This is a genomic window from Pedobacter sp. GW460-11-11-14-TSB4, assembly GCF_059423705.1.
This window is the reverse complement of record NZ_JBWKYI010000005.1, coordinates 160,001-185,940: the sequence shown is the minus strand read 5'-3', so window position 1 is coordinate 185,940 and position 25,940 is coordinate 160,001. Positions and strand designations below refer to the sequence as shown.

Sequence of the window (25,940 nt, the reverse complement as noted above, 5' to 3'; positions counted from 1 at the left end):
TAGCGTCCCAACTTTAATTCCCTTTTAATTTCCGTTTAATCTCCCTTTAATTCGGCAAGGATAGCTTTGCCATATGAGAATAATATGTACGTTGCTCATTTTCTTTTTGGCGATCAGGCCTGGAGCAACTTTTGCACAAAAAGATACGCTAAGCTTAACCCTTAGTAAAACAGAAAGCCTTTTTTTAAAACACAATTATGATCTCCTGGCCGGTAATTACGAGATCGATCAGGCAAAGGCCGAAATTATTACCGCCAAACTCTTTGATAATCCTACCCTTGAATACGAAAATCTGTTTTACAACCACGAAACAAAGAAATTCCTGCAAACCTCTTATGCTTACGGACAATACGCGGCTTCTATTTCGCAGCTATTCAAACTTGCTGGCAAACGCAATAAAAACATCAAACTGGCTCAAACCGGGGTTAAGCTAGCCGAATATGAATATTTCGATCTGATGCGAACATTAAAATTCGAACTGGTCAACACGTTTTATAAAACCTATTTCTCCGCACAATCAGTTAAACTGTATCAGGAACAGATCAGCTCTACCGATCAATTATTAAAAGCTTATAATATCCAGTTAAAAATGGGCAATATTGCCGCAAAAGATGTCATCAGAATTAAATCACTGTTAATCAATCTTAAAGCCGAACAGGCGGGCTTACTGAACGACCTGGAAGATCATTACAAAGACCTTAAGCTACTCTGTGGTTTGGATGCCAATATTTCACTTTCTTTAATTGTAGATCAAGCAGATTTTAAGAGCGGATTGCTCGATAAAATCCCTTACAGTTCCTTATTAGATTCTGCAAGAGCCAACCGCGCCGACCTTAAATTAGCCAAAACCGAGCTCCTTTACAACATGCGGAATTTAAAACTGCAAAAGGCTATGGCCATTCCCGATATAGAAATCGGCCTTAGTTATGATTTAAAAGGTAATTATCCTGAAAAATATACAGGTTTGGGCATCAAAATTCCCATTCCACTTTTCTCCAGAAACCAGGGTGAAATTAAAAAAGCCCAAGTTGGTATAGCTGCAGCCGATTTGAACATCAAAAAACAGGAAGCCCTACTCGAGAATGAAGTATTTAACAGCTACAAAACCGCTTTACGCAACGAAAAATTGTACCAAGAGATCGATCCTGCCTTTAGTACCGATTTTAATATACTCATTTCTGCCCTCATTAAAAATTTCAAAGCAAGGAACATCAGCCTGATCGAATTTTTAGACCTCTATGATGCCTACAAAGAAAATACGCTACAATTGAATAAACTCCAATTCGAAAGAATGAGCACCCGTGCTGAGCTCAATTATGTAACCGGTTCTAATATTTTTAAATAAATCTCATGCAAAATCTTTATAAAAACACTGTACTCATTGCTGCAAGCAGTTTAATATTTTCCTGCAACGAACATAAAACGACCGTGCCAAACGATAAATTTGCCATTACCGATTCCCTGATTAACCGCTTGCTGATTGATACCGTGCAACAGGCCAACAGCAAAACAGAACTGATGTTTTCAGCCAAAATTGCAGCAGATGAAGAACGTCGCTCAGAACTTTTTCCGATGGTAAGCGGCATCGTAAATCGCGTTGGTGTAAGGTTGGGCGATCAGGTTGTGAACGGACAAACGCTGGCCACGGTAAATAGTTCTGAAATGGCCGGATTTGACAAAGAGGTAATTACCGCAAACGCCGAACTTAAAAATACTGAGCGATCGTTAAAACAGGCCGAGCAGCTTTTTCAAAGTGGTTTATCCTCGGCAAAAGAGCTCGATGAAGCCAAAAACGATTACCAGATTAAAAAAGCAGAAGCCAAAAGGGCTAACTCCGTATTAAAACTCAATGGTGGAAGCAGTACCGGATTATATGCTATTAAATCGCCCATTAATGGTTTTGTGATTGAAAAAAACGTAACCCAAAATATGCAGTTACGCAGCGACAACAACAAAAGCCTCTTTACTATTGCCGATCTCTCCAATGTTTGGGCTATGATCAACATTTACGAATCGGATATTTCGCGTGTTAAAGCCGGTGATGAAGTGAGTTTATTTACCCTCTCCTATCCCGACAAGGTTTTTAAAGGAAAAATAGAGAAATTATATAATCAGGTAGATCAGGATAGCAAGGTAATGAATGCAAGGGTTGTGATCCCAAATCATGAATTTTTATTAAAACCAGGTATGCTCGGAACGGTAAAAGTTTCAGCAAATTCGGCCATCGATCTTCCGGTATTAAACTCAAGGGCAGTTATTTTCGATGAAAACAAAAATTATGTGCTAGTCTTAGGTCAGGACCACAAAGTGAGGGTCCAGGAGATCGAAATCGGGCGGAAAACAGCCGACAAAACCTACATCAGCAAAGGTGTACAGGCCGGCGATCGCATCATCGCGTCTAAACAGGTTTTCTTGTTCGAAAGTCTAAAAACTCAATAATTTCTTTTCATTCCTAGATTTCAAAAATGAATAAATTCATAAAAAGCATTATAGGCTTTGCACTGAAGAATAAATATTTCATCTTTTTTGCCACTTTTCTCTTAATTCTGGCAGGTTATTTAAGCTTCAAACACACCACCATTGATGCGTTTCCTGATGTTACCAATACCAATATCACCATCATTACCCAATGGCCAGGCCGAAGTGCCGAAGAGGTAGAAAAGTTTGTAAGCAGACCTTTGGAAATTGCCATGAATCCTACCGAAAAACGGACCAGCATCCGTTCTTCTTCCCTATTTGGTTTATCCATTGTAAAAGTAAGTTTCGAAGATGATATAGATTATGCTGAAGCACGCGTACAGGTAAACAACCACCTCGATGAAGCAGACCTGCCCGAAGGAATCCAACCCGAAGTACAGCCACCTTACGGGCCTACTGGTGAAATATTCCGTTATACCTTATCTAGCGACACAAAATCTGTAAGTGAGTTAAAAACCTTACAGGATTGGGTGATACAAAGAGAACTTTTATCTGTTTCGGGCATTGCTGATGTAGTAAGTTTTGGAGGCGAGGTAAAAACCTACCAGATTACTGTTGATCCACAAAAAGCCATCCAATATGGTGTAAGTGCGAAGGAACTCTTCGAAGCGGTATCTAAAAGCAACATCAATGTGGGCGGCGATGTAATTGTACAAAGTGGTCAGGCTTATGTGGTGCGCGGTATCGGCGTGCTCAACAATATCGACGAAATCAGAAATGTGGTGGTTGATAATATTAATGGCACTCCTGTTTATGTTAAAACCATTGCCGATGTGGCAGAATCGGCTTTGCCAAGGCTAGGGCAAGTTGGCCGCGATAAAGATCCCGATGTGGTTGAAGGCATTATTGTAATGAGGAAGGGCGGTAATCCAAGTGATGTAATTGCCAGGCTGAAAGAAAAAATAAATACGATCAATTCCAGTATTTTGCCTGATGATGTAAAAATCAAACCTTTCTACGACCGCGAAGATCTGGTTAATTACTCCGTACACACCGTGATGGGCAATATGCTTGAAGGGATTTTATTTGTTACCCTAATCGTATTCCTCTTCATGGCTGATTGGCGCACCACCTTAATCGTTTCTATTATCATTCCTTTAGCACTTCTTTTTGCGTTTATCTGCCTCAAATTAAAAGGCATGCCAGCCAACCTGCTTTCTATGGGTGCAATTGATTTCGGGATCATTATAGACGGCGCCGTAGTAATGGTTGAAGGAATTTTCGTCGTGCTGGATGCAAAAGCCAAAAAAGTAGGCATGGAAAAGTTTAATAAAATGAGCAAACTCGGTTTTATTAAAAAAGCCTGTTTAGAAAACGGAAAAGGCATTTTATTTGCCAAACTGATCATCATTACTGGTTTGCTCCCCATTTTCACCTTTGAAAAAGTGGAAGGTAAAATGTTCTCTCCCCTAGCCTGGACTTTAAGTTTTGCCTTATTGGGCGCTTTAATCTTAACCTTTACACTTGTACCGGCCATGGCCAGCGTACTTCTAAAAAAGGATGTAAAAGAGAAACACAATATCTTTTTAGAATGGATTACCAAAGCAACCCTTAAATTTTACGATCTCTGTTTCAAAAAAAAGAAACTGGTTTTTGGAATTTCTATTGTAGTGCTGTTTTTAGGTGCTTTTAGTTTTAAATTTCTGGGGACAGAATTTTTGCCCAGTTTAGATGAGGGCTCCATTTATGTGCGTGCTACTGGCCCGTTGAGTATTTCGTTGGACGAAACCAAAAAACTTTCGAACGAGATGAGAAAGATCTTTTTAAGTTTCGAAGAGGTAAAACAAGTGATGTCTCAGACTGGCCGGCCAAACGATGGAACGGATGCAACGGGCTTTTACAACATGGAATTCCACGTGGATATTTACCCCCGAAAAGAATGGAGACAGAAACAGACTAAAGAACAGCTGATTGAGCGGATGCAGGAGAAATTAAAGCGCTTTCCTGGTATCAGCCTTAACTTTTCTCAGCCAATTTCTGATAATGTAGAAGAAGCTGTTTCAGGTGTAAAAGGATCAATTGTAGTGAAGCTGTTTGGCGAAAATTTCGAGTACATCGAAAAGGAAGAGGAAAAAATAGAAGATATTTTAAAAACGGTAGAGGGTATTGAAGATTTAGGTATACTCAGGAATCTGGGGCAGCCAGAATTACAGATTAATCTCGATCAGAAAAAAATGGCCTTATATGGCGTAAGCACAGCAGATGCTAATGCAGTGATCGAAATGGCGATCGGTGGTAAAACCGCTACGCAGATTTATGAAGGTGAACGCAAATTTGATCTCATCATCCGTTATCCCGAAGATTTTAGGAATGACGAAAGTTCGATCAGTAAATTACGTATACCAACGCTATCGGGTTCAAATGTTCAATTGGGCGAAATCTCGAGTATCCGTAAAATTACCGGACCAAGTATGATTTACCGCGATAAGCACAAGCGTTATGGGGCGATCAAATTCTCCATCAGAGGCCGTGATATGGGCAGCGTAATTGCCGAAGCACAACAAAAAGTAAATGCAAAAATCAAATTGCCACAGGGCTATCAGCTCGAGTGGGCCGGTGATTTTGAAAACCAGCAAAGAGCCATTGCACGTTTATCGCAGGCTGTTCCGGTAAGTTTGTTGCTGATATTTTTTATCCTGTTTGTGCTTTTCGGCAATTTTAGGGATGCGCTATTGGTACTCAATAACGTTCCTTTTGCCATGATCGGTGGCATATTGGCGCTGTTGGCCGCAGGTGTAAACTTTAACATTTCAGCAGGCATTGGTTTTATAGCATTATTCGGTATCTGTGTGCAGAACGGTGTGATCCTGATTACCCGCTTCAAAACCAACATCACCGAGCTGAAACACCACGCCACGTGGACTTTTACCGATGCCATGCGTGATGGGATTGCCAGCAGATTTAGGCCGGTATTAATGACGGCCTTAATGGCCGCTATTGGTTTAATGCCAGCAGCACTCTCTACCGGAATCGGTTCCGAAGCCAGTAAACCACTGGCCATTGTAGTTATTGGTGGGTTAATTACCAATACCTTGTTTAACCTTTTTGTGTATCCGATTGTATTTTATTGGTCGTACGGGAGAAAGGTACATAAAGCGATGAGTGATGTAAAAATGTAAGATTGACTATCGAAAATGTAAGACAGTAGATGTAAATGGATGATGGAATTTCAATGCTTAATTAACGAAAAAAAAGTTTTTAGTAGCGTTTTTGGTTGCTGTACCGTATAAGCTATAAATTAAAGCTTTATGAAAAAGGTATTATTACTCCTCCTGGCTGTAACAGGCCTTTTGTATGTATCATGCAAAAAAAACGATAAAGATAACGATGGGCCTGGTGAAGTTTATGGTAAGTGGAAACTCACCGAAACGATGCAGGATCCCGGGGATGGAAGTGGCAGGTATAAAAAGGTAAGCGGCCAGATCAAATATCTTATTCTAAACAAATCAGCAGATAATGCCGGTAAATTTGAAGGCGATGCACTTCCGGATTTATTTTCGTTCCGGATTTTGGATAGTGTAAAAATGGAGGTTTACAGCAACACCTATAAAATGCCGATGATTTATCAGTACAAGGTTTCGGCAAAATCGCTACAGCTTAACCCTCCTTGTTTCGAAGGTTGCGGGTACAGGTTTGTAAGGGAATAATCTTTTAGGTAAGGTCCTTAAAAAGATTAATTTATTTGAACCTGGATTCAACAAGATGCTTCTTAAATATGATTGTCCTGCTGATTCGATAACGATCAGATCAGCAGAACATCATTCTTTTTCAAACAGTCAAACTATCCCAGATCACCTGATAAACATCCGGTGCATGTAAGGTTTTATCGATTGCCTTTGGGGTAACCAGAACAGGTTTAAATCGATCAGCTACATTAATGCTGCCATGCGACCCTTTAACCAGTGTAGCATCGAGCGGAATGACATCCATCACATAACGGAAACCGGCTTTTTTCCTTAAAAGTTTGTATCCTGCCCTCAATTTAGAAGTCATGAACATTTCTACAGGATCGTAGCCAGGTTTTTTATGAATGTCAACTACCCGCGCATAATCCGGCGCTTTAGCATCGTCAAGCCAAAAATAATAGGTAAACCAGCTGTTTTCTTTTGCCGTAAGCACCAGATCACCTGAACGTTCATGGTTAATGTGGTGTTTCTCTTGTCCTGCCTGATCCAGTATCAATTCAATTTCTGGTACACTTTTCAATAAAGCCTTCACCTGCTCCGTTACACTTTTATCATTAATGTAAACATGTGCAACCTGGTGATCGGCCACTACGAATGCTTTAGAAGCACCCAGATCGAGTAACTCCAACCCTCTTTCTTCACGGATCTGAATCAAACCGTTTTCCCTGAACAAACGGTTAAGGTGGATTGGCTTATTTACAGGGGCAATACCATATTCAGAAAGCAAAATGATGCGTGCACCCCTGCTTTCATAAAAACGAACCAATTCTTCTACTACCTGGTCGATTTCTTTCAGTTCAGTACTGATTTTATCGAGCTCGGGGCCAAACTTTTGCAGGCAATAGTCTAAATGGGGCAGATAAATTAAGGTAAGCGTAGGATTGTGGAGTTTTTCAGTTTCCATCGACGCATCTGCAATCCATCTGGTTGATTTAATATTTGCACCAGGGCCCCAGAACTGAAACAAGGGGAACTGCCCCAGTTTATTTTGTAAATGGTCGCGTAGTTCTGCCGGATGAGAATAACAGTCGGGTAGTTTACGGCCATCGGCCAGGTAATTGGGACGTGGTGTTACCGAAAAATCGGCTGTCGAATACATGTTGTACCACCAGAACATATTGGCACAGGTAAAATCCGGATCTTCTTTTTTAGCCTGATCCCATATTTTTTCGGCATTCACCAGTTTATTAGACTGTTTCCAGAATTTAATTTCACTATCCGTATCATCGTACCATCCATTACCCACAATGCCATTTTCTGAAGGATATTTACCCGTTAAATAGCTCGACTGTACAGCTGTGGTAACTGCCGGCAACAAAGGCTCGACGGTAGTTAAATGGTTTTCGGAAATATATCGCTGAAGAAAAGGTGTATGCGTTCCAATTACGGAAGTAGATAAGGCTACGATATCGATAACAACGGTTTTGTGCATATTTCTTAAATTATAATAAATTTTTAACCCAGGCGAGCTCCCTAATGATTGAATCGTTCAAAGGTGCTTTTAAAGCTGTTGGTAAAACCTCCCAGGTGTAGGTTTCGACTTCTAAATGCGTGGTAAAAGGACTGTTTTTTTGCAAGTTTAGCACCTCGGTAATGTCTGACTGTGTAGATTGGATCAAACCCATATCTTCAACAAAAATGGGAACATGGAAATGTGCCCTCCACTCCTCTACTTCAGGATTTTCACCCGCTGCCAGTGCATCCGACAGGTCAGGATAACGCAATAGCGTACCGTCATTTTTTCGTGCAATTACCTGGTGGAGGTAAGTAGGTTCATCAAAACGGCCTAACTGATCTAATACAGCTGTTCTTGCTGAAAGAGAGGCAGGTAATTTTGCTTTTAATGCCGCACTAATCTGAATTTTCCCAATCTTAATCCCTTTCTCCTGCAGTTCTTTGATGATGGCCGTATGTGGTTCATATCCGATTGCAAAATGACAAACATCATAACACAAACGGATATGCATTTTGATTAAATTTTCTGCTTCATTGGCGTTTAAGCCCGATCGCTCCGCAAAATATGTTTTTCCAATTGGTAAAAGCTCGTTTTCAAACCAGTTGATAAATTCCTCGCCAGATTCCAAAAAACCATCTGGTTCTGGTTCGATATCGAGGTGGATCATTTTATCTGTTTGCTGATGGATTTTTGCTAAACCTTGTGCAACTGCTAAAACATGTGTGCTTGCGGTGGTAGTAGCTTTTTCCTTCTCTAAAGTATCCTTAAACCAGGGTTTATAGCTTAATGGTGAAGTCGAAATCCCACCATCTAAGTCTTCCGGGAGTAATTCGGAAAGGATTTCAGCTAAACGAAGTGTATATGCAACGCGGTCTCTGGTCGTCCAATCGGGCGCATGTACCTTATCTTTAACCCTGGTATGGTGAAAACCACCATAGGGAAATCCGTTCATGGTAAATACATACCCACCTTCCTGCTTAAGCCATTGTTTAAATGTTTCCAGGTGATTTTCTTCCAGCAATTCGATACTGGCGAGATTGGAAAGGCGTAAACCGATGCCCATAGGTGCATCTGGTGATAACTGGGCTTTTAATACCGGAAAACTATCTTTTAACACCGCAAAATGTGCCATCCAGTTTTCGCCTGCATAAATATTGGTACAGAAGGTTAAATGTCCGGAAGTTAATTTCATCGTTTAATGTTGAATAATAGCCGTTTGGTTATTTAAAATTTCGGCAGCTTGTTTTAAAATATCGGCATCAATTTCATGCACTTCCTCTCCACTACCCAGGCCTGTAAGCAAAGTGATGGTTAATTCGCCACCAAGGTGTTCCCTAAATTCTTCCAGCCCCTGTAAAATTGGACTATTGCCTTCAGTAACCTGTAACAAAGGATGAGTTAATTCGAAACCAAGTTGATGGATCAGGCTAATTACCCTTTGCGCGTCTTCCGTACTGATCCTGCCCGATAAATTGGAATATACGGCATCTAAGGCAATACCCATGGCAACAGCCTCGCCATGCCTCACTTCAAAATTAGTCAGATACTCTAGTTTATGCGCACTCCAATGGCCAAAATCCAATGGTCGGGCCGAACCGTTTTCGAAAGGATCGGCACTGCGGATATGCTCCAGGTGGAGTTTTGCGCATTTCCAGATCTGGTAGTTCATGGCGGTGATATCGCGTTGTGCAAGTGCAGTGGCATTCGCCTCCAGCCATTCAAAAAATTCGCGGTCTTTAATCAGTGCCACTTTAATCGCTTCGGCAATACCTGAACGCCAATCGCGATCGGATAAAGTGCTTAAAAATACTTCATCGTTAAAAACAGCAACTGGCGGCGAAAAAGTGCCTAAAAAGTTCTTTTTATTGAAATAATTAATTCCATTTTTTACCCCGACGCCCGAATCGTTCTGCGAAAGCACAGTACTTGGAATCCTGATGTGTTTAATCCCGCGGTGTGCAACCGTAGCCGCATAACCCACCATATCGAGCACCGCCCCGCCGCCAATGGCAGCAACAAACGAATGCCGGTCAATTCCATGAACATTAATGGCTTCCAATACCCGATCAAAATATTGCGTGTCGTTTTTCACCTGTTCTCCCCCAGGGATAACTAAGATATCCTGAACCAATTGCGTTTGAGGGTATTTTGAAAAATATGCTTTAATCTGGTTATTAAGGTCCTGGTGTGCATTTGCCACACCTTCATCTATTACAAATAAAATCTTTTTTACTGCAACTGCCGGATTTAGATTAACTAAAAAACTGTTCAACAGTTCATTTTCTGGCAAAAAGAGCGATGAAGTAAAGAAAACATTATAATTATATTGTACCGTAAAGGATTGATGTAAATGTTCCATATCAATTTGGTAATGTGTGTTTGATGGTTAAGTAACGGCGAATAATTTAGAGAGCCACATGGATAATGGCAATAAAGCTGCAATAATAAAAGCCAAAATCTGGGCATCGAAAGTTACGGCCCAGGCGGCATCCATCAAAATAAGTGAAATTACGCCAGCTTTTACTGCTCCGCCGATATTTTTACCGATAGGTTCTTTTATTGCTTTTAAAAGTGGCCTGAAAATCATAAAGGTAAAAGGAACCAGAAACAGTAGCGACCACAACAACCTATCGTTTACAAAAGCAAAATAAGCAATAGCGCAGATCACGATTGCATATAGAAAGGCCGCCAAATACAAGTTTTTAGCATGGCCTCCGTGAACTTCACCCCGGCTGGTCATCGTAATGGAAAAAATATAAATAACCGGAATAACTGCCAGGTAATAATGACTACAAAGCATTTCTGGCACAATACTCAAACCCAACAGCAGGTTAAAACCACGGCATAGGCCCATATTCAATGGTCCGAAAAAAGAATGGTGTTTGCCAAATTTATTATAAAGCAAAGCGAAAACGGCTACTAAAAGTGCCAATAATCCCGATGTTAAACTATTTAACGCAGCCAGGGTTATTCCAGCAAAAAGCAACAGACTTCCTAAAATGGTTGCATTTTGCAAACTGATCAAACCACTCGGGATGGCCCTTTCCGGGCGTTCTATTTTATCCAGATCGGCATCAAAAACATCGTTGAAAACGATTCCTCCTCCATACAAACAGGCTGTTGATGCGGCTAAAAGCACAATAGATAACCATGGAATGGAAAACCCACTGCTTAAAACACCAGAAATGGCAATTCCCGCTAAAATATCTGCAACTGAAGTAACAATATTGGCAGGGCGCATCATGCGCAGATAGACAATTATTTTTTTCAATACTTTAGCTGATGATGATAGACGATTTATCTGTTCTTGGCTGTTGTCCGCCGCGCAAAATGGTGTTACCTTCGAATTTTTCAGTGAGGTCTACATTTTTTTGCGCATTGAAATCGGCTTCATCCAGCTGTCCGCTCTGTGCAAATGCAGTAATGGCATTGCGGTAAGTAACCAGTTCAATATCCTGATCGCTTAAACCCCGCATTTTCATTAAAGCCGCAGTTTTAGGTACAGCCAAAGGATCGCTGATGCCCCAATCGGCAGCAGAATTCACCATAATACGCTCCGGGCCGTACTGTTTAACAATCTCCACCATACGCTCATTACCCATTTTGGTAAACGGATATATGGTAAAAGCAGCCCAGAAGCCTCTATCTAATACCTCTTTTACGGTCTCTTCATTGTTGTGATCGATAATTACACTATACGGATCGAGGCCATGTTCCAAGGCAATATCCATGCTCCGCTGCGTGCCTTTTTTCTTATCGCGGTGTGGTGTGTGCACCTGTATAGGTAAACCTGCTTCTTTAGCCAGTTCGAGCTGTAGCCTGTAATATTTTTCTTCGGCAGCAGTCTGATCGTCGAAACCGATTTCTCCTATTCCCACTACGCCTTCTTTATAGACAAACAAAGGCAATATTTCCATTACCTGTTCTGCCAGGCTTTCGTTATTGGCCTCTCTCGAGTTTAGTCCAATGGTACAATAATGTTTGATACCAAACTGTGAGGAACGGAAACGCTCCCAACCGATCAGGCTGCTATAATAATCTCTAAAGCTATCCAATCCGGTACGTGGCTGCCCCAGCCAAAATGCAGGCTCTATCAAGGCAACAACACCTGCATCGGCCATCGCCTGATAATCGTCTGTTGTCCTCGAAGTCATGTGAACATGTGGGTCGAAGAATTTCATCCCCTTTACCGCACTGATATCGAACGCTTCAGGCTCCCCCATCAATGCTTTATCTCTTTCAATTGAACTACTGCAACACATATATTTCTGTTTTGAATGTCTAATGGTTAAAATGAATCCCAGTTTAAGTTCCCTTCTGAAAGGGCCAGCTTAAGTTCAGGAAAAGTATGAATATAATCTTTTGCCGGTTGATAATCAGACTGAGCAACGGCAAGTGCAATGGCCCGTTGTTCAATCTGGTCGTAATGCATCAAACCAACTTTAAGGTGCTCAAAAATTTCTGCATTGATAAATTTACCAACCAAACGCCAAAGTTGTGGGTGCACCTTTCGTCCGGCAGCCCAGCGTTCATTTGCATAATCTATCAAAGTTAATGCAAGTTCCAGGTTGGCGCGTTCATCTAAACCAACAATGTGCCTGATATCTTTTTCTGTAAAAAAAGCTTTCAGCACCAATTGGTTCCAGGCGGCATCGTCCAGATTTTCTGAAGGGTATGGGTTGTTTTCCATAATCGCTTCCAAAACCGATCCGATATTACTCCTGATCCCTTCAGCACAACGTTTAACCCAAATTTCAGGATGAGCCAAAAATGGCAATGCCGAATATAAAGCCACGGCCTCACTCATTTCTGCCGAAAGGAACAACCGATCGACAGTTGCATATAATTTCTCCTGATCTGCGGCATTTAAATTGCTTAACAGCCAAACGCGGCAAAGCCTGTCAATAGTCCAGTTACTGATATAGCTGATCCCAGCCGCTGCTATTGAAACCTTTTGAGCCTCGTTAAGCTGAATAACCGATTTCCCTGTTTTGCGTGGCACCATCACAAATGCCTGACTGATCTTATTGCTTTGATCAGCCGATTGTATTACACTTTCTAACCAGTTTTGGCTATCTGCACTCACATTGCTTTTTACAATCGCTGATAAAGCTTCTTGGATAGCCATCGTATCATCACGTTTCATAAAGTATCTGAATAATCGCTTAGCTGGTGATACCCGCCGAAACAAAATAATTGATTAACAAGGCACCTGCAATAATCAACAGCCCAAAAAATTCTCTCGTTTGCTCGATATAAGGTTTAGTGGCCTGCATACTTTCAACCAGACTTGGCCGCTTATATTTCATCATCCAATCTCGTACACCATCTTTTGCAAAAAAAAGGATAGCAGCATAAATTAAATAGAAAGCAGTTAAAAACAGATAAGCAAAAGGGTAAAATTTACCTGCAGCAGCCAATCCACAGCATATTGCGGCGCTTAAATAGATAGATACCCAAAGAAAAGCATCGTTATCATTTAAATTTACATAGGCAAATCCTATAAACGAGATGCAAAAAATAATGTTGAGAATAATTAAAAGCATTTTAAATTATTTGGTTTAAAACAAGGTAAATCGATTTCCCGATTCTTTTCATTCAAAAACAAAGTTATTTAAACTGAATGCTTTTTTTGCCTAAAAAATGTAAATTATATACTGCTATAAAAGTTTTTTTTGATTAAAAACGGTGTTTGCCTCATTCCTTTTCTCTTCTTTTAATATTGGATAAAAAGAAAGGTAGTCTGCATCATCATCCCAAAATGATAATGCTCAACGGTATCTGCCATCACATATTTTACCGGCATTTAAATGCGTCAAACCATCATTCTAATCTCCAAAAACAAGTTTTAGAATATTCGCCAGCACAGGATTATGGTCATCGGCCCGCCAATTGATCAATATATCGGTTTTAAAGGGCAGCGGGATAAAGCGCAGCCCCGGACTTTGGTGGTGCATATAAGAATCGGGCAAAATCGCTATTCCCAGTCCTTTGCGCACCAGTGCAATAATGGTTGATCCAAATTCGGAATGCAGAAATACATCCGGCACAAAATCGTAAGATTTGAAAAGTGCCTGAATAATCTCGCTGTAACTACTGCCCTCATCTTTAGTGGGCAGGATAAATTTTTGCGCCCTAAGGCTCTCCTTAGATAAATCTTCGAATCTTTTAAAAGCATGTTCTAAGGGAACCACTAAAGCCAGGTGATCGGAATATATTTTTTTCGATTTAATACCCTGCTCGCTGGTTATATCGCGGGTAATGGCGAGGTCGATCTTATAATTTTTCAGAAAATCGAGTTGATTTTCATATAAAACCTGTACCAATTTAATTTGGAGCTGTGGAAAGGCCTCTGTAATCTTCGCTAAAATATCGGGCATGATGGAAGCCGATATCGAATCAGGATGTGCAATGGTAATCGTTCCGCGTTCGCCTAAATGGATCTGTTTGGCAAACTGATGGATATATTCGATTTCATTTAATTCGACTTCCCACTTTTCTTTTAAGAATTTACCCGCCGGAGTGAGCTTCACATTACGTTTATTACGTTCAAAAAGCTGTAAACCCAATTCATTTTCAAGCGACTGAATTTGGCGGCTAAGGGCTGACTGTGTGATATTTACCTTTTCTGCCGTTTTCCAATAATGAAGCTGTTCTGACAAGGCCAAAAAATACTTGATTCGCTGAAGATCCATTAATGCAAAATACGCATTAATAAATGAGAAAATAGCATTTTATAACATTTAAAGAGTTCCTACTTTAGTGGCATGGAGCATATCACAATCGAAAGGGCAACAATAGCTGATATCGAAAAATTACAGGAGATCAGTAGAACAACGTTTTATGAGGCTTTTGCAGCGGTAAATAGTGCCGAAAACATGGAATTTTATCTCGAAAACAGCTTTTCGCAAGAAAAACTGACAGGGGAACTGAGTAATACGGATTCTCAATTTTATTTTGCCCTGCTTGATGGAAAAGTGATTGGCTATTTAAAAATCAACCTTGGGCAGGCACAAACCGAAAAGCTGGATCTTGATGCACTTGAAATAGAACGGATTTACCTTCTGAAAGCATTTTATGGTCAAAAAGTTGGCCAGCTGCTTTACCAGAAAGCCATTGATATTGCCCACGAAATACAGGCCAGTTATGTATGGCTGGGTGTATGGGAAGAAAACTACAGGGCTTTAAAGTTCTACGAAAAAAATGGCTTTATTGCTTTCGATAAACATAAGTTCTGGCTAGGCGATGATGAGCAAACAGATTTGATGATGAAAAAAATATTGGTTAACGAAAACGAATTAAAAGTATCCTGATGGAAAAAAGAAACCTCTTTTTAATTTTATTGATATTAGGCACCGCATTCTGGGGCATTTCCTTTTCAGTTACCAAGCTGGCTATTGGCCAGCACCAGCCAGTCCTATTTTTATGCTATCGTTTTTTTCTGGCCACAATGGTATTATCGGTTATTTTCTGGAAACATGTAAAGAAATTAGATTTAACAACCATTAAAACAGGCGCCAGCCTGGCTATTCCACTGGTATTGGGCATTTATTTGCAAACATTGGGCATTACACACACTTCAGCTTCACAATGTTCATTTGTAGCTGGAATAACAGTGGTGATGATTCCGGTGATTAAACTTTTTATTTACCGAAAAGCTGCAGCGTTAAAAATATGGATTGCCGCATGTACCGCACTCATTGGCCTGTTTGTCATATCGGTTACGGATCAATTCAGTATCGGAACTGGCGATTTGTATACCATTGTTGGTGCTTTTTGCTTTGCCATTTATCTCATCCAGATTGAAAAAGAATCGATGGCGGGTGATATTATTCCGACCATTGTGCCCATGTTTGCCACTTGCGCCATACTCACTTTTCTATTAACCTTTATTCAGGGAAACACCACCTGGATTCCGCAGCAGGAAACATTTTGGATGGGTATTATTTTTTGCGCACTATTCTCAACGGCTTATATGTACACCATATCGAATATTTCTCAAAAGTACATTAGTGCAGAAAGGGTATCCATCATCTATCTTTTCGAACCTATTTTCGGAGCCTTCGCTGCACATTTTATTTTGGGAGAAGAAATTACATCGAGGCTATTAATTGGTGGCGGCATGATATTTTTGGCAACACTGATCTCTGAACTGAAATGGAAAATGCCAAATCAAATGGCAATGCTCAGGGTATTGAAGGAAAAAAAGTATTAGGCTTAGTTTAAAGCCTAATACGTATCATTCCCTATGCGCGGGAATGATACCCGATTTTAGAAATGTTCCATTGATAGCTTGTTGAAATACCCTCAAGTAAAATTTATTTGTTAATTAGCGGCAACTTTAAGCGCATGGTGTTGCAACATCATTCTTGTTGCCAAAATGTGTTCGCAAGGCCCTTTTTTAAGTTTATTGCTCAGATAAAAAGCGCATTGGCAAGTCCCTTCTATTAAACGCTGATCTTTATCAATCAAAGCCACTGTACTAAAAGTTTCACTTTTAGTTTTCACTTTACCTTTTATTTCAAGTACATCATTTTCTATTTTGGTAACAATTTTCACATGGTCTTTCGCTATAAATTCGTTCGCAATTTTTTCTTGTTCGCTACCAAAACGTAGAGCATTAAAATCTAGCGGTTCCTGGCTTAGCTCTCTTACACGATAAACACCCAGTTTCAGATCATAAATTACACGCCCCGCCTGCGTGTACGCTGTTAATGCTGATGAAACCACAGCGGCGCTTAGTCCGGTTTTTGTTGTTATTTCTGCTGCAGATGCAAACCAAGTTTCTTTTAAAGCGGTAAAAATCTGTTGTTTGGTTAGTATATCTACATGACCACGAGGTGCCATTAAGTCGAAATTACCAGCCCTGCTCCAGTCGTTATCTGTCCAGCCTGACAATCCAAGTGTAAAAGTCATATCGCCTAAATCAGCCATAAAAAAAGAAGGCAAACCCGAACCCAATAAAACCACTTTAAAACTTTTGGTAATGGGGATTAAACGTTCTAAAATTATCAATCTTCTTCTACCCCAAATTCTGATTGTTTTCTCCTCGGAACCGGTGTAAATAGAGCGATGGAAAGTTAAGGTTTCATACCATGGTTCAATAACCAAACGTACTGGTTTACCGGGCTCTAAAATAAACCGCAAAGCCCGCGGGCCAGCAGTTTCTTTAAAACGACGTAAATATTGACAAAGGCTAAAGACATCCATTGGATGTAATTCAAATGAAGTTGCCGGCAAAGTCATTGCTGCGCTCACCTGCAAAAAGCCCCTCAGCCACGAATCTGGTAAATCTATTTTAACTTCTTTATAAACCTCTTCGTTGGTGGTTTTCGCCTCAAATCCTGAAGGATCAATTTTAAAAGATGTATCCTTATAACCTCTTATTTTTTGAAATTCACCGTATAATTCTGCAGAATAATCGATGTTAGTTGTACCGCATTTAAATTCATTAACTTCTGTAAATACATTGTAGTTACAACTTAACTTACCATACGAAGATTCATCTTGACTAAAACATTCGAAAAACAATTCATCAGGATGAACCGTAATCACCGGATCAAGAACCACCCATGCATCACGATCATTTTTATACAAGTAATCGAAGTACCTATTTTTTGCTTTGTTAAATGGCCCGAGTACCCGATCTTTTTCGCGATAAATCTGCTTTAAATCATTTCTAATTTCTTCGATGCGATTTCTTACCTGCTCAATCTGGAATCCAGCCATGTATTCGCCTAACCAAATTTTTTCCTGTTCTTCGGCCCAAGCTTTATATGCTGCTTTATCTTTTGGTTTATAACGAAGGTCAGAAACAACTACATCATGTAATGCAGATATTGCTTCTCGAAACGCAATTTTTTTATTTAATTTCCCAACAAAAAAAGTTGGATCACGCATTGCATCAGGTACAAAACTCATTGCTGTTTTGTTCGCATCATTACTGATGGAAGTATTTCCACTGTATTTATAATTGAATAACATGCGCTTCGTTTTTGATTATGAGGTGCATATCCAAAACAGGATATTGTGTTTTAATTTTTGTTAAAATATCGATGCAAACAGCTTTATCCTGAATGGTAGATTGTGCTGAGACATCATCTAAAATGCTTATAGCCCAAGCTGCAGTTTCCATGCTCTTAATCGATTCCTGATAGAGGAAATTAAAAATACGGTCCTTGGCAACCCTACCTTTGTTAACACGGGTAAGCGCCGAACGGAAATAAAACGTTAACTCTTGTAGTAAAGCAGGCTTATCTTTAGCGTACATGGATAAGTAACTACTCACAAAAGCCTGAACATTTACACTTGGGTGCTCGCTTAATTTTGTTAAATAATCCACAGCATGATCTACATTAAAAAACCGGGTGATCATTTCCTTGCCAAAACTTTCAACATCTGGCCTAATCGAATCTACAATACCAATTAAAGTATCCGGATCCCAATCTCCTTCTGTAAACTCCGTTCTAAAAAAATGAAAAGCATAAGCCCTGGTATCATCCCATTTCGAATCTAACAGATAAAGTGATTGATTTCTTTCCTCTCGAATTCTTGATACATGTTGCTTGAAATAATTCCATGCCCACTGGCGGATGGCAAGAATTTCATGGCTACCAAAAGAAATAATTTGTCGTAAAGAAAAACGACCTGGGTTACTATAATTTTTCAAAATTTCATACCCGGCCAACTGACTAATTCTGTATTGTGCATGAATCAGTTTTGTAAGCTCTTTTGGTTGTAAGCCACTGCTCCAATATTGTTTTAGATTTTGCAGTAGAAACTCGCTTAAGCTCGCGTGTGCCCCTTCAAACTTCTCTTTACGCATTAAAGCATAAGCAAAATGCGATACAATAACATTTCCAACTTCAGATTGACCAGCTAATTTTTTCTCGACTATTTTAAATATGGCATCCAAAACTTTCTTATCGCTACTATCAATTAGGTTGATTAATAATTGGATATTTTCAACGATAAAATGATCAGGGTATTGATTTAATAACTCAATGCCACCACCACGAACTTCAGGGAATTCACTAAGCAATAACATTTTTGTTAAAGAGATTGGAATTTCCGTTGGAGAAACCCTCTTAACCTTATTCAGCAATATTTTCGTCGCCAAAATTTTATTAGCATTTAATACTGATGAAATTAACTGCTCTACAATATTCCAACTCAATTTTTCCATTTGCGTTTCAGCAAACAAACCTAAACGATCAATAGCATTTTTAGCCTGAAGATTGTTTTCATCCGTATTTTCAAAATGAAGTAGATCGGTAATGGCTTTACCCAAAATAGCCTGTACCCTATCCTCAGAGAAACGGCATTTTTGTAAGGTTTCATTGATCCAGTTTTTGCTTTCCTCTTGTGTATTGAATAACACGATCATTAAAAATTCAAGATCATTAAAATACAATTCAATATTTTCACCAACCAGTTCTTGCGCCCACACCCTGGCATTTCTACTATTGCAAGCCAATATTTTGGCAACAAAGACAGGGTTTTCAGCAAGTTTGCTTTCTTCGTTTTTCAGTATTTCAAAACCGAACTGATTCGGCAAATCGAACTTACTATTTAGCAATTGCAAAATCGAACGTTCATCAAAACGCTGAATAATCTCGTCATATTGTGGATGAGCTGTCAACCTTTCGTAGGCAAAAAGATGAATTCTGTTCATTTCAGCCTGCATTAACAACTGTATGTAAGCTTGGGGCATAGCATCCCAAAGTTCAGGATACAGCTCCAAACGGATCGAACTGTTTAAATCTGTTTTTGGCGTAATATCTTGTTCAACCACTGGCAGAGGTAGTGGTGGTGTTACATTTTTCTTACCAAATAAACTTTTAAAAATATTCTTAGCTGTATCAATTACTGAAACTCCACTGTCACTATTAAAACCTGTATTTGATCTGGAAGCTACCGCTCGAACATTTGCCGCATTGTAATAGTAATCAGGGCTGGTTACTGTCCTGCTGTCGATTATAAACCTTAAATTAGATTGCAACTGGCGCTTCGAATCATTCCCAAAAAGGATGGTAGAAAGCAGTAACGACTCCGAACATTCGGGATAATTTACAATTAAATAGGAATATTGTTTCGTCTTATAATTATAGCGACCATATTCATTTAATGGCTTTTCTTCGGCAATAGAATAATCATTTTCCGTATACTGCAATAAAGTATTTACGGCAAGTTTTAAATATACTGAAGCATCTTTGGTTGCTCCGGCACTTTTAAGAAATTCGACAGCATTTTTCTGAAAATAGGTTTTGGTGTATTGCGAAAATGCCAGTTTACTATCTTTATTTTTAAGTTCTGCACCTACCCTAACTGTTTGGTCAATAGCAGTTAAATATTGTCTGTAATTAGAATCAAGCGAATATGTTCGCCTGAACATGGCGGGTTGTTTCTCGAAACCATAAAATAAAATAGCTAAAGTAGCTACATCGTTTCTTAATTGCGCCAGCTTGTAAATTGCCCTCAAATGTTTAAAAAACGGCGGTTTGTATGGACAAGTTTTCAATACATTATTAAGGATAGGCAACAACGTTGATTGCACTTTGCCTAATAAATAAAGTGTGGTAAAATAATCTACCTCTTTGTCTTTTATATTTTGATCTAAAGTAGCCTTAAGTAAATCTAAATCGTTTATTTCTACAGCATATCTTATTTCTGCAGGTAGCTTTTCTAATAACTGATTGCTAATTTTTTGCTGTTCAGCCTCATTAGCAATTGTTAAAAGCCCCTCAAAAGCCAGGTTCACGATATGACTTTTTTGCTTAACGTTATTGGCTAAAGCCGCAAACAGCGGCTCGGCTGCAGCTGCATTTAATTTAGTTAAAGCATATAGGGCTGTATAAGTTTGCATTTCATTGCCTCTTGTTGCCAGCTTGATAATAAAAGGAATGGCCTCCTTTAAATTTAACATGCCGGCCTTCCAAATTATTCGACTGGTTTTCCACTCAGTACTGAAACTGTTTCTACCAACTACAGCATCTTGCAAGCGCTGCAAAATTGTACCATTTAAAGTATCAGGTTCGACGGCATCTAAGGAAGGGAGTTCCATAAATACTTCCGTTTCAGTTTGATAACCTTTTTTGCGTTTTTCATTTTCCAATTCTGCAAAAAGCACTTCAGCAATATCCAAAGGCAATGCAGCAGTTGTTTTGGTTCCTTCTTTGAGTGTACTTCCTCTCCTACCGTATCTAAAATTCACTAAGAATTCGTTTGCAGAAAGCTCGCAAAGATCAATCTCATATACCTTATCAGATTTCCCTTCTTTAAAAAATAATTTACTTTGTTTAATGAGTTTCATATGCAAAACATTTAAAGAATATTCCACCAATCGTACTGTTTGGCATCATTTGATGGCTTTATGGGCGTTTCTAATTTAACTTCAGGTACCATTTCTGCCACAATGGTTTCTATTTTAACTTCAACAACCTCTTCCCTGATAACCGGATAACCGTGTTTAGCAACAATATTTTCGAGCTGGATTTTAAACGCTGCAGCCTTAATCTTATTTACCATTTTTACAAAATTGATGTAACCCTCAACAGCATTAATCAGATTTTTAGCATTACCCCATTTTTGATCTTTCCAGCCATGTGATTCTATATTGTGCAAAAGCGCCCTAAATTTGCGCAGTTGATCTCGCTGAACATTTAATTTTTCGTTTACAACAATGCCAGTAACCTTTTGCAAATTGCCTTTTCGCATGATATGCGTTTTCGCAGGGTGCATGGTAAAACCTTCAGCTTCAATTATTTTCTTAAGAAAGAACAACAAACTGGCTATATTTTTTTCGTTTTCTTTTGATAAGGAAAAACTTAAATCATCAGCGTATCGGGTATAAGTAAAATTGAATTTTGATGCTAATCCATGAATTTTCTTATCTAGTTTAAAAGCTATTAAATTGCTAATTGCCGGACTAGCAGGAGAACCTTGCGGTAAAATACGATCCCCTTTCTGTACGTAATAAGATACGCCATCCATTTCAACATATTCAGTTTCAGCACTGGTACAGATTAGTCCAAACACCGTAGAAAGTTGCTCTGAGTACCCCAATTTATTGAACAAACCTTTAACGCGTTTGTAACTAATACTTGGAAAGAAATCCTTTAGATCGACATTAATAACGATGTCTTTTTCGAGGTGTGGTTGCGCATTACTGATTATGGAGCGTTCTTTGATGAAACCATGAACATGGTCATTAATTTCGATGCGGTTTAAAACGTTCTCCAATACCCATAGTTGCAAAGCTTTTAACCTCGATTTTGGTGCCGATATTAACCTTTTTCCACCTGTTTTTTTCGGAATTTCGAAAGTGTGGTAATGATTTATCCGAGAAACTTTTCTTTGATAGAGTAAGTATCGTAAAGTAGATAAATCTACACCAATGGCCGATGCAAAATCAATAATTTGATTAAAAACCGGCAGATTAAACTTCTGCAAAGTTTCAATATCAGATTCCGTTTGGTTTAAGCCGCCCGAAACCCCCTCACCTAAATAAATAATTTGCTGTTGCTGAATATTCTTCCAGTTTCCGGCCTTATCTTCTTTCTTTTGTTTGTTTTTTTGCTTGGTTGTTTCTCGTTTCTCCTTTGCCAATTTCATGCGGGCTTTCCGCATTTCTTTCAGCATGGCCTCTTGATTCTGGTATTTACGATCCTGAGCCAAAAGATTGCCCAGCTCTTGGTTTGCAACAAGTTCTCGTTTAATTAAAACTTCTGATAAACTTGGTGTATCAGAAGATTCCCAAAAACCAAGACGTTGCATTTCTTCAAGAATATAACTTTCCTTAGAGGTAGCGCGAATACGATCGTAGATTTGTTGTCGGCTAAGTTTTTCTGCCATTTGGAGCTTGATTTAGTTAAAAAGCCCTGTCTTTTTTATAAAACAGGGCTCGAATTTAAAATCCTTCGTATTTTCATAGGACTATATCAATCAACTCCAGAGAACATGTACTATACGTACGGTTAAACTCGCGGAGTATGGAACCGAAACCGTACGTATAGTACGTGTTCTCCCCATAAAGATTGCAGGTAGTGCCGAGTGTCAAATATTAGTTCATCGATGACGAAACATCACCATTTTCTTATTCAGAAAAAGCAAGGTATTTTTTAAATCCACGGGCAATATAGAAATAAATATTTCGAATTTGAAACTAATTTTTAAGTTCTCTTCAAATTTATTTTCGCTAAGAAGTTAGGGCATTTTAAAGAAAAAAGTGAGTTTATAAAAGAGAAATTGTGTTGGTTTATTTTTCTCCAAATTCAAATACTGCGCAAAACCATACCGCCACTATTTCAAACACTATCTTTCCTGTTTTATGGTTTTAGTTTTGCTATTATTGCTCCAAGTTTGATGAAAATTAAAACTTAACATTATGAAAAAAATTATTTTTCTATTCCTCAATTTTATTTTAATACTAAACACATTACATGCGCAAACGGATATTGAATTCGATCATATTTAAGTGGTTTTTACTCACCTTTTTTTAATAAGCTATCCAGGCATTTTTTTTTATGGCTTCGGCAAATATGATAAAAAAATCAAAAGTGAAACCTCAGTTATTTTATCTAAATATGATGCAAAATATGCCGATCTGATGAGATGTAACTTGTACGTAAACGTTGTCTCAAAAACATACAGTCCGATCAGGTAAATCTTGACCGGGCTTTATTATATTTACCAGGAATTACGGCAATTCAAAATCAACCTTAACCATCCCTCTATTTTAAGCAGAGGACAAAATAAATTAATGCGATGAAACTCTTTTTTTTACTTCCGATTTCTATCCTGTTAACCAGCTTTATACCTGGTTCAAAAACAGATTCAATTGTACATGAGCATAGCATTTCACCTGTAACAGCCCATAAAAAAGGTTTAACACTTAACGAGGCCAATAGTTACATAAGCGATACCGACAATCAGGAAAAAGAAAAAGATAAAACGGCCTTGAAACCCTCATGGGATAATAAAGAATTTAGTTACAATGGCAAAAAACTAAAATTCAAAACCAATACCTATGGCGAAAAACCAGCCGATGGAAGAAGCCTGTATATCTCCCTACATGGTGGTGGCGGCACAACTGCTGCAGTAAATGACGGGCAGTGGAATAACCAGGTATTTATGACAAGCGATCAGCCCAACATGTACAATATTAAGGAAGGTGTGGTTATTGTACCAAGGGCACCGACTGATAGCTGGAATATGTGGTTTCAGGATGAGGTTTACGTTTTACTGGAACAAGCCATACGGGCGGCTACCCTATTTGCCGATGTAAACCCCGATAAGGTTTATGTTATGGGCTATTCTGCAGGTGGGGATGGGATATTCAGACTGGCCACCTACATGGCCGATCATTGGGCAGCAGCAGCTATGAGTGCAGGGCACCCTGGCGAAACCACCCCGGCAAATCTTCGAAACATAGGTTTTGCCTTAAACATGGGCGGAAAGGATGATGCTTACAAAAGAAATGAACTTGCAGCAGAATGGAAGCAGAAATTAAACAAATTACAAACAGAAGATCCATCAGGATACAAACACATGGTCAATATTTTTGCCGATAAACCCCACTGGATGAAAATGGAAGATAAAATCGCGATTCCTTTTATCAGCGGCTTTAAAAGACAACCTTATGCAAACACTATTGTATGGGAGCAAAATTCATCTCATGTCCAGCGTTTTTTTTATTGGCTGGGTATCTCAGAAACTGATGCCAAAACCATTAAAACTGCAGAAAATTCGCCCAAAACCATTCAGGTTTCCTACGTGGGTAATACGATAAATATTAAAGATAATTTTGCCGGCGAACTTTACTTGTACCTAAACGATAAGATGTTAGATCTGGATAAAAAGGTGGTTGTAACCTATAAAGGCAAGCAAATTTTTAAGGGAAAGGTAAAAAGAAGCCGGAATGTAATTTCGCAAACGGCAGCCGAAAGGAAAGATAGTGCCTATATTTTCGCTGCAAAACTGACCGTAAGTAATAATGCCAAAGTACTTATTGCGGATTAAAAGGATATATATTCATTTAAAGGGCTATAATTATTCTCTCTTTTTATTGGCTTAAGTCTTTTGGGTTTAAGCCTTTGTCATTTGAAATAGCTGATTATTTATTCATAATCCCAAATTTGTTGTTTTTAAAGTCCAAAACAACAATTTCGTCAAGAAAATAAGCGTTGCCTGTAAGCCCGTCGATTTTTTCTACTTTATTAAATTCCATCAGTCTTTTGTTTTCGTTATACCATGCTTCATTTTTCTTAAGTTTCTTTCGACCCAAATAAACATCTTCTTTGATGTGGCCGCATAAAACTTTACTTTTTCGCCCCAGGAATTTGCTTCAATAGTATCTTTTGAAATGGATTCCCCTACCAGTTGAGTCCAAATATTTTTATTGGTGTTTATCGGAAACAGGCTGGCACCGGTATCAAATAACAGCCAGTAAGTGTTATTTTTTATTGTAAACGGAATATGCAACCTTCCTTTTTGGTATCTTGTTTCCACAAAAGTTGTTTTCTTTTTTAAAAAATCATCCATTTCATCTAACACACACATCCGCTGTTTTGAATAATCGATAACCAATATTTTATCCTTAAATGCATCAGCACCCAGTGTTCCTAAAATTTTTGGGCTTTTAGTGTACAAAGAATCTTTAGGAATCTCATCACCATATTTATCTTTAAGCAATATATTATTAACGCTAAAAGCACCAAATTTAAGCTGCAACCCTTTGGTATCATAACTGGTATGGCCCGCATCAGAAGTATATTTGGCACTTTTAACAATAAAAGCATCATATTCTTGTGGCGTGTAATAACTGCTTAGCGTATTGCCATAAACAGAGGTTGCATCACTTCCCAAATCGAACTGCAAAATAAAACCGGCAGGTATACGATCAATTTTTGCAGGAACCAGAATCGCAACCTTATCGAACTGTTTCCCTGATATTTTAGCAGCATGCCACATAAAAGGAAACCATTTATAACTATTTAAAGGCAGTGTTTTCTTTTGTGCATAACCATTAGCAAAAGTTAAACACACCACAATAAGGCAATTGGTTAAATGATTTTTCATATAGCTGTTTGAATTTTATTGCTGGCTTTCATACATATCATAATTCTGACACATATTTCGCTATTGAATTTAAAAAAATATTTTCATTTAATAATTAATATCATCACGGTTGCGCGATATAACCAAATTTTGGTAGTGATATGTCGTGTTGATCCTCAGCACGATACCATACCATTTATACAGATCTTTTCTATATTTGATAACAGTCTTTAAAGTGGGAAGCGCAGAATAAGAAATTTGAT

19 protein-coding genes are annotated in these 25,940 nt (G+C 38.8%); 7 read left to right on the top strand and 12 right to left on the bottom strand.

Translation table 11 applies throughout. The features are described from left to right. Nucleotides 1-73: 73 nt before the first annotated feature. The 4 genes from AC07YT_RS07460 to AC07YT_RS07445 all read left to right on the top strand — a co-directional run bounded on the left by AC07YT_RS07460 (nt 74) and on the right by AC07YT_RS07445 (nt 6,125). Nucleotides 74-1,345 carry a TolC family protein gene (locus AC07YT_RS07460; RefSeq protein WP_086545456.1) on the top strand — a complete coding sequence of 424 codons (1,272 nt, stop codon included), beginning with the start codon at nt 74-76 and terminating at the stop codon, nt 1,343-1,345. A gap of 5 nt (nt 1,346-1,350) precedes the next feature. After that, a complete protein-coding gene (locus AC07YT_RS07455) occupies nt 1,351-2,439 on the top strand; it encodes an efflux RND transporter periplasmic adaptor subunit (protein WP_086545455.1) in 1,089 nt (362 codons plus the stop codon). A gap of 26 nt (nt 2,440-2,465) precedes the next feature. Then, nucleotides 2,466-5,597: an efflux RND transporter permease subunit gene (locus AC07YT_RS07450; protein ID WP_086545454.1), complete on the top strand. Its 3,132-nt coding sequence runs from the start codon at nt 2,466-2,468 to the stop codon at nt 5,595-5,597. A gap of 129 nt (nt 5,598-5,726) precedes the next feature. Continuing rightward, a complete protein-coding gene (locus AC07YT_RS07445) occupies nt 5,727-6,125 on the top strand; it encodes a hypothetical protein (RefSeq protein WP_086545453.1) in 399 nt (132 codons plus the stop codon). Between the two features lie 121 nt (nt 6,126-6,246). On the opposite strand, the gene AC07YT_RS07440 is transcribed toward AC07YT_RS07445, so the two are convergent. The 8 genes from AC07YT_RS07440 to AC07YT_RS07405 all read right to left on the bottom strand — a co-directional run bounded on the left by AC07YT_RS07440 (nt 6,247) and on the right by AC07YT_RS07405 (nt 14,315). Further along, nucleotides 6,247-7,596, bottom strand: coding sequence for an alkaline phosphatase family protein (locus AC07YT_RS07440; RefSeq protein ID WP_086545452.1), 1,350 nt, complete (start codon nt 7,594-7,596; stop codon nt 6,247-6,249). A gap of 10 nt (nt 7,597-7,606) precedes the next feature. Next, nucleotides 7,607-8,812 carry a metabolite traffic protein EboE gene (gene eboE / locus AC07YT_RS07435; protein WP_086545451.1) on the bottom strand — a complete coding sequence of 402 codons (1,206 nt, stop codon included), beginning with the start codon at nt 8,810-8,812 and terminating at the stop codon, nt 7,607-7,609. A gap of 3 nt (nt 8,813-8,815) precedes the next feature. Then, on the bottom strand, nt 8,816-9,979 hold the full coding sequence (locus AC07YT_RS07430) for a 3-dehydroquinate synthase (RefSeq protein WP_086545450.1): 1,164 nt from the start codon (nt 9,977-9,979) through the stop codon (nt 8,816-8,818). A 27-nt stretch (nt 9,980-10,006) separates the two neighbouring features. Next, nucleotides 10,007-10,891, bottom strand: a complete 885-nt coding sequence (eboC, locus tag AC07YT_RS07425; RefSeq protein ID WP_494945254.1) for a UbiA-like protein EboC — start codon at nt 10,889-10,891, stop codon at nt 10,007-10,009. 4 nt (nt 10,892-10,895) lie between these two features. Then, nucleotides 10,896-11,882, bottom strand: a complete 987-nt coding sequence (locus AC07YT_RS07420) for a TatD family hydrolase (protein WP_086545448.1) — start codon at nt 11,880-11,882, stop codon at nt 10,896-10,898. A 26-nt stretch (nt 11,883-11,908) separates the two neighbouring features. Next, complete coding sequence (locus AC07YT_RS07415; protein WP_086545447.1) at nt 11,909-12,748, bottom strand: EboA domain-containing protein; 840 nt, start codon at nt 12,746-12,748, stop codon at nt 11,909-11,911. A gap of 37 nt (nt 12,749-12,785) precedes the next feature. After that, a complete protein-coding gene (locus AC07YT_RS07410; protein WP_086545446.1) occupies nt 12,786-13,166 on the bottom strand; it encodes a transmembrane 220 family protein in 381 nt (126 codons plus the stop codon). Nucleotides 13,167-13,448: 282 nt separating this feature from the next. Continuing rightward, a complete protein-coding gene (locus AC07YT_RS07405; protein WP_086545445.1) occupies nt 13,449-14,315 on the bottom strand; it encodes a LysR family transcriptional regulator in 867 nt (288 codons plus the stop codon). A 72-nt stretch (nt 14,316-14,387) separates the two neighbouring features. Between AC07YT_RS07405 and AC07YT_RS07400 the strand changes: the two genes are divergently transcribed. Beyond that, nucleotides 14,388-14,933 (top strand): GNAT family N-acetyltransferase, encoded by a 546-nt coding sequence (locus tag AC07YT_RS07400; protein WP_086545444.1) that lies wholly within the window; start codon nt 14,388-14,390, stop codon nt 14,931-14,933. Further along, a complete protein-coding gene (locus AC07YT_RS07395; protein WP_086545443.1) occupies nt 14,933-15,835 on the top strand; it encodes a DMT family transporter in 903 nt (300 codons plus the stop codon). The genes AC07YT_RS07400 and AC07YT_RS07395 overlap by 1 nt, the downstream gene beginning before the upstream one ends. 110 nt (nt 15,836-15,945) lie before the next feature. Here the strand turns inward: AC07YT_RS07395 and AC07YT_RS07390 are convergent, their stop codons facing one another. The 3 genes from AC07YT_RS07390 to AC07YT_RS07380 are packed head-to-tail and all read right to left on the bottom strand — an operon-like array spanning nt 15,946 to nt 22,473. Then, on the bottom strand, nt 15,946-17,604 hold the full coding sequence (locus tag AC07YT_RS07390; RefSeq protein WP_086545442.1) for a hypothetical protein: 1,659 nt from the start codon (nt 17,602-17,604) through the stop codon (nt 15,946-15,948). Further along, the gene (locus tag AC07YT_RS07385) at nt 17,588-20,932 is read right to left on the bottom strand and encodes a hypothetical protein (RefSeq protein ID WP_086545441.1); all 3,345 of its coding nucleotides are present in this window, start codon (nt 20,930-20,932) and stop codon (nt 17,588-17,590) included. The genes AC07YT_RS07390 and AC07YT_RS07385 overlap by 17 nt, the downstream gene beginning before the upstream one ends. An 11-nt stretch (nt 20,933-20,943) precedes the next feature. Then, nucleotides 20,944-22,473: a reverse transcriptase family protein gene (locus tag AC07YT_RS07380; protein WP_086545440.1), complete on the bottom strand. Its 1,530-nt coding sequence runs from the start codon at nt 22,471-22,473 to the stop codon at nt 20,944-20,946. Nucleotides 22,474-23,385: 912 nt separating this feature from the next. On the opposite strand from AC07YT_RS07380, the gene AC07YT_RS07375 reads away from it, so the two are divergent. Further along, on the top strand, nt 23,386-24,639 hold the full coding sequence (locus tag AC07YT_RS07375) for an alpha/beta hydrolase family protein (protein WP_086545438.1): 1,254 nt from the start codon (nt 23,386-23,388) through the stop codon (nt 24,637-24,639). Nucleotides 24,640-24,846: 207 nt separating this feature from the next. On the opposite strand, the gene AC07YT_RS07370 is transcribed toward AC07YT_RS07375, so the two are convergent. Then, entirely contained in the window at nt 24,847-25,698 is an 852-nt protein-coding gene (locus AC07YT_RS07370) for a hypothetical protein (RefSeq protein WP_086545437.1), read from the bottom strand. Between the last annotated feature and the right edge of the window lie 242 nt (nt 25,699-25,940).

What these genes read in the sequence shown, in the direction of transcription:
- AC07YT_RS07460 (WP_086545456.1), top strand. Translation starts at nt 74, where the DNA reads ATGAGAATAATATGTACGTTGCTCATTTTCTTTTTGGCGATCAGGCCT.
- AC07YT_RS07455 (WP_086545455.1), top strand. Translation starts at nt 1,351, where the DNA reads ATGCAAAATCTTTATAAAAACACTGTACTCATTGCTGCAAGCAGTTTA.
- AC07YT_RS07450 (WP_086545454.1), top strand. Translation starts at nt 2,466, where the DNA reads ATGAATAAATTCATAAAAAGCATTATAGGCTTTGCACTGAAGAATAAA.
- AC07YT_RS07445 (WP_086545453.1), top strand. Translation starts at nt 5,727, where the DNA reads ATGAAAAAGGTATTATTACTCCTCCTGGCTGTAACAGGCCTTTTGTAT.
- AC07YT_RS07440 (WP_086545452.1), bottom strand. Translation starts at nt 7,596, where the DNA reads ATGCACAAAACCGTTGTTATCGATATCGTAGCCTTATCTACTTCCGTA.
- eboE (WP_086545451.1), bottom strand. Translation starts at nt 8,812, where the DNA reads ATGAAATTAACTTCCGGACATTTAACCTTCTGTACCAATATTTATGCA.
- AC07YT_RS07430 (WP_086545450.1), bottom strand. Translation starts at nt 9,979, where the DNA reads ATGGAACATTTACATCAATCCTTTACGGTACAATATAATTATAATGTT.
- AC07YT_RS07420 (WP_086545448.1), bottom strand. Translation starts at nt 11,882, where the DNA reads ATGTGTTGCAGTAGTTCAATTGAAAGAGATAAAGCATTGATGGGGGAG.
- AC07YT_RS07415 (WP_086545447.1), bottom strand. Translation starts at nt 12,748, where the DNA reads ATGGCTATCCAAGAAGCTTTATCAGCGATTGTAAAAAGCAATGTGAGT.
- AC07YT_RS07410 (WP_086545446.1), bottom strand. Translation starts at nt 13,166, where the DNA reads ATGCTTTTAATTATTCTCAACATTATTTTTTGCATCTCGTTTATAGGA.
- AC07YT_RS07405 (WP_086545445.1), bottom strand. Translation starts at nt 14,315, where the DNA reads ATGGATCTTCAGCGAATCAAGTATTTTTTGGCCTTGTCAGAACAGCTT.
- AC07YT_RS07400 (WP_086545444.1), top strand. Translation starts at nt 14,388, where the DNA reads ATGGAGCATATCACAATCGAAAGGGCAACAATAGCTGATATCGAAAAA.
- AC07YT_RS07395 (WP_086545443.1), top strand. Translation starts at nt 14,933, where the DNA reads ATGGAAAAAAGAAACCTCTTTTTAATTTTATTGATATTAGGCACCGCA.
- AC07YT_RS07390 (WP_086545442.1), bottom strand. Translation starts at nt 17,604, where the DNA reads ATGTTATTCAATTATAAATACAGTGGAAATACTTCCATCAGTAATGAT.
- AC07YT_RS07385 (WP_086545441.1), bottom strand. Translation starts at nt 20,932, where the DNA reads ATGAAACTCATTAAACAAAGTAAATTATTTTTTAAAGAAGGGAAATCT.
- AC07YT_RS07380 (WP_086545440.1), bottom strand. Translation starts at nt 22,473, where the DNA reads ATGGCAGAAAAACTTAGCCGACAACAAATCTACGATCGTATTCGCGCT.
- AC07YT_RS07375 (WP_086545438.1), top strand. Translation starts at nt 23,386, where the DNA reads ATGAAACTCTTTTTTTTACTTCCGATTTCTATCCTGTTAACCAGCTTT.
- AC07YT_RS07370 (WP_086545437.1), bottom strand. Translation starts at nt 25,698, where the DNA reads ATGAAAAATCATTTAACCAATTGCCTTATTGTGGTGTGTTTAACTTTT.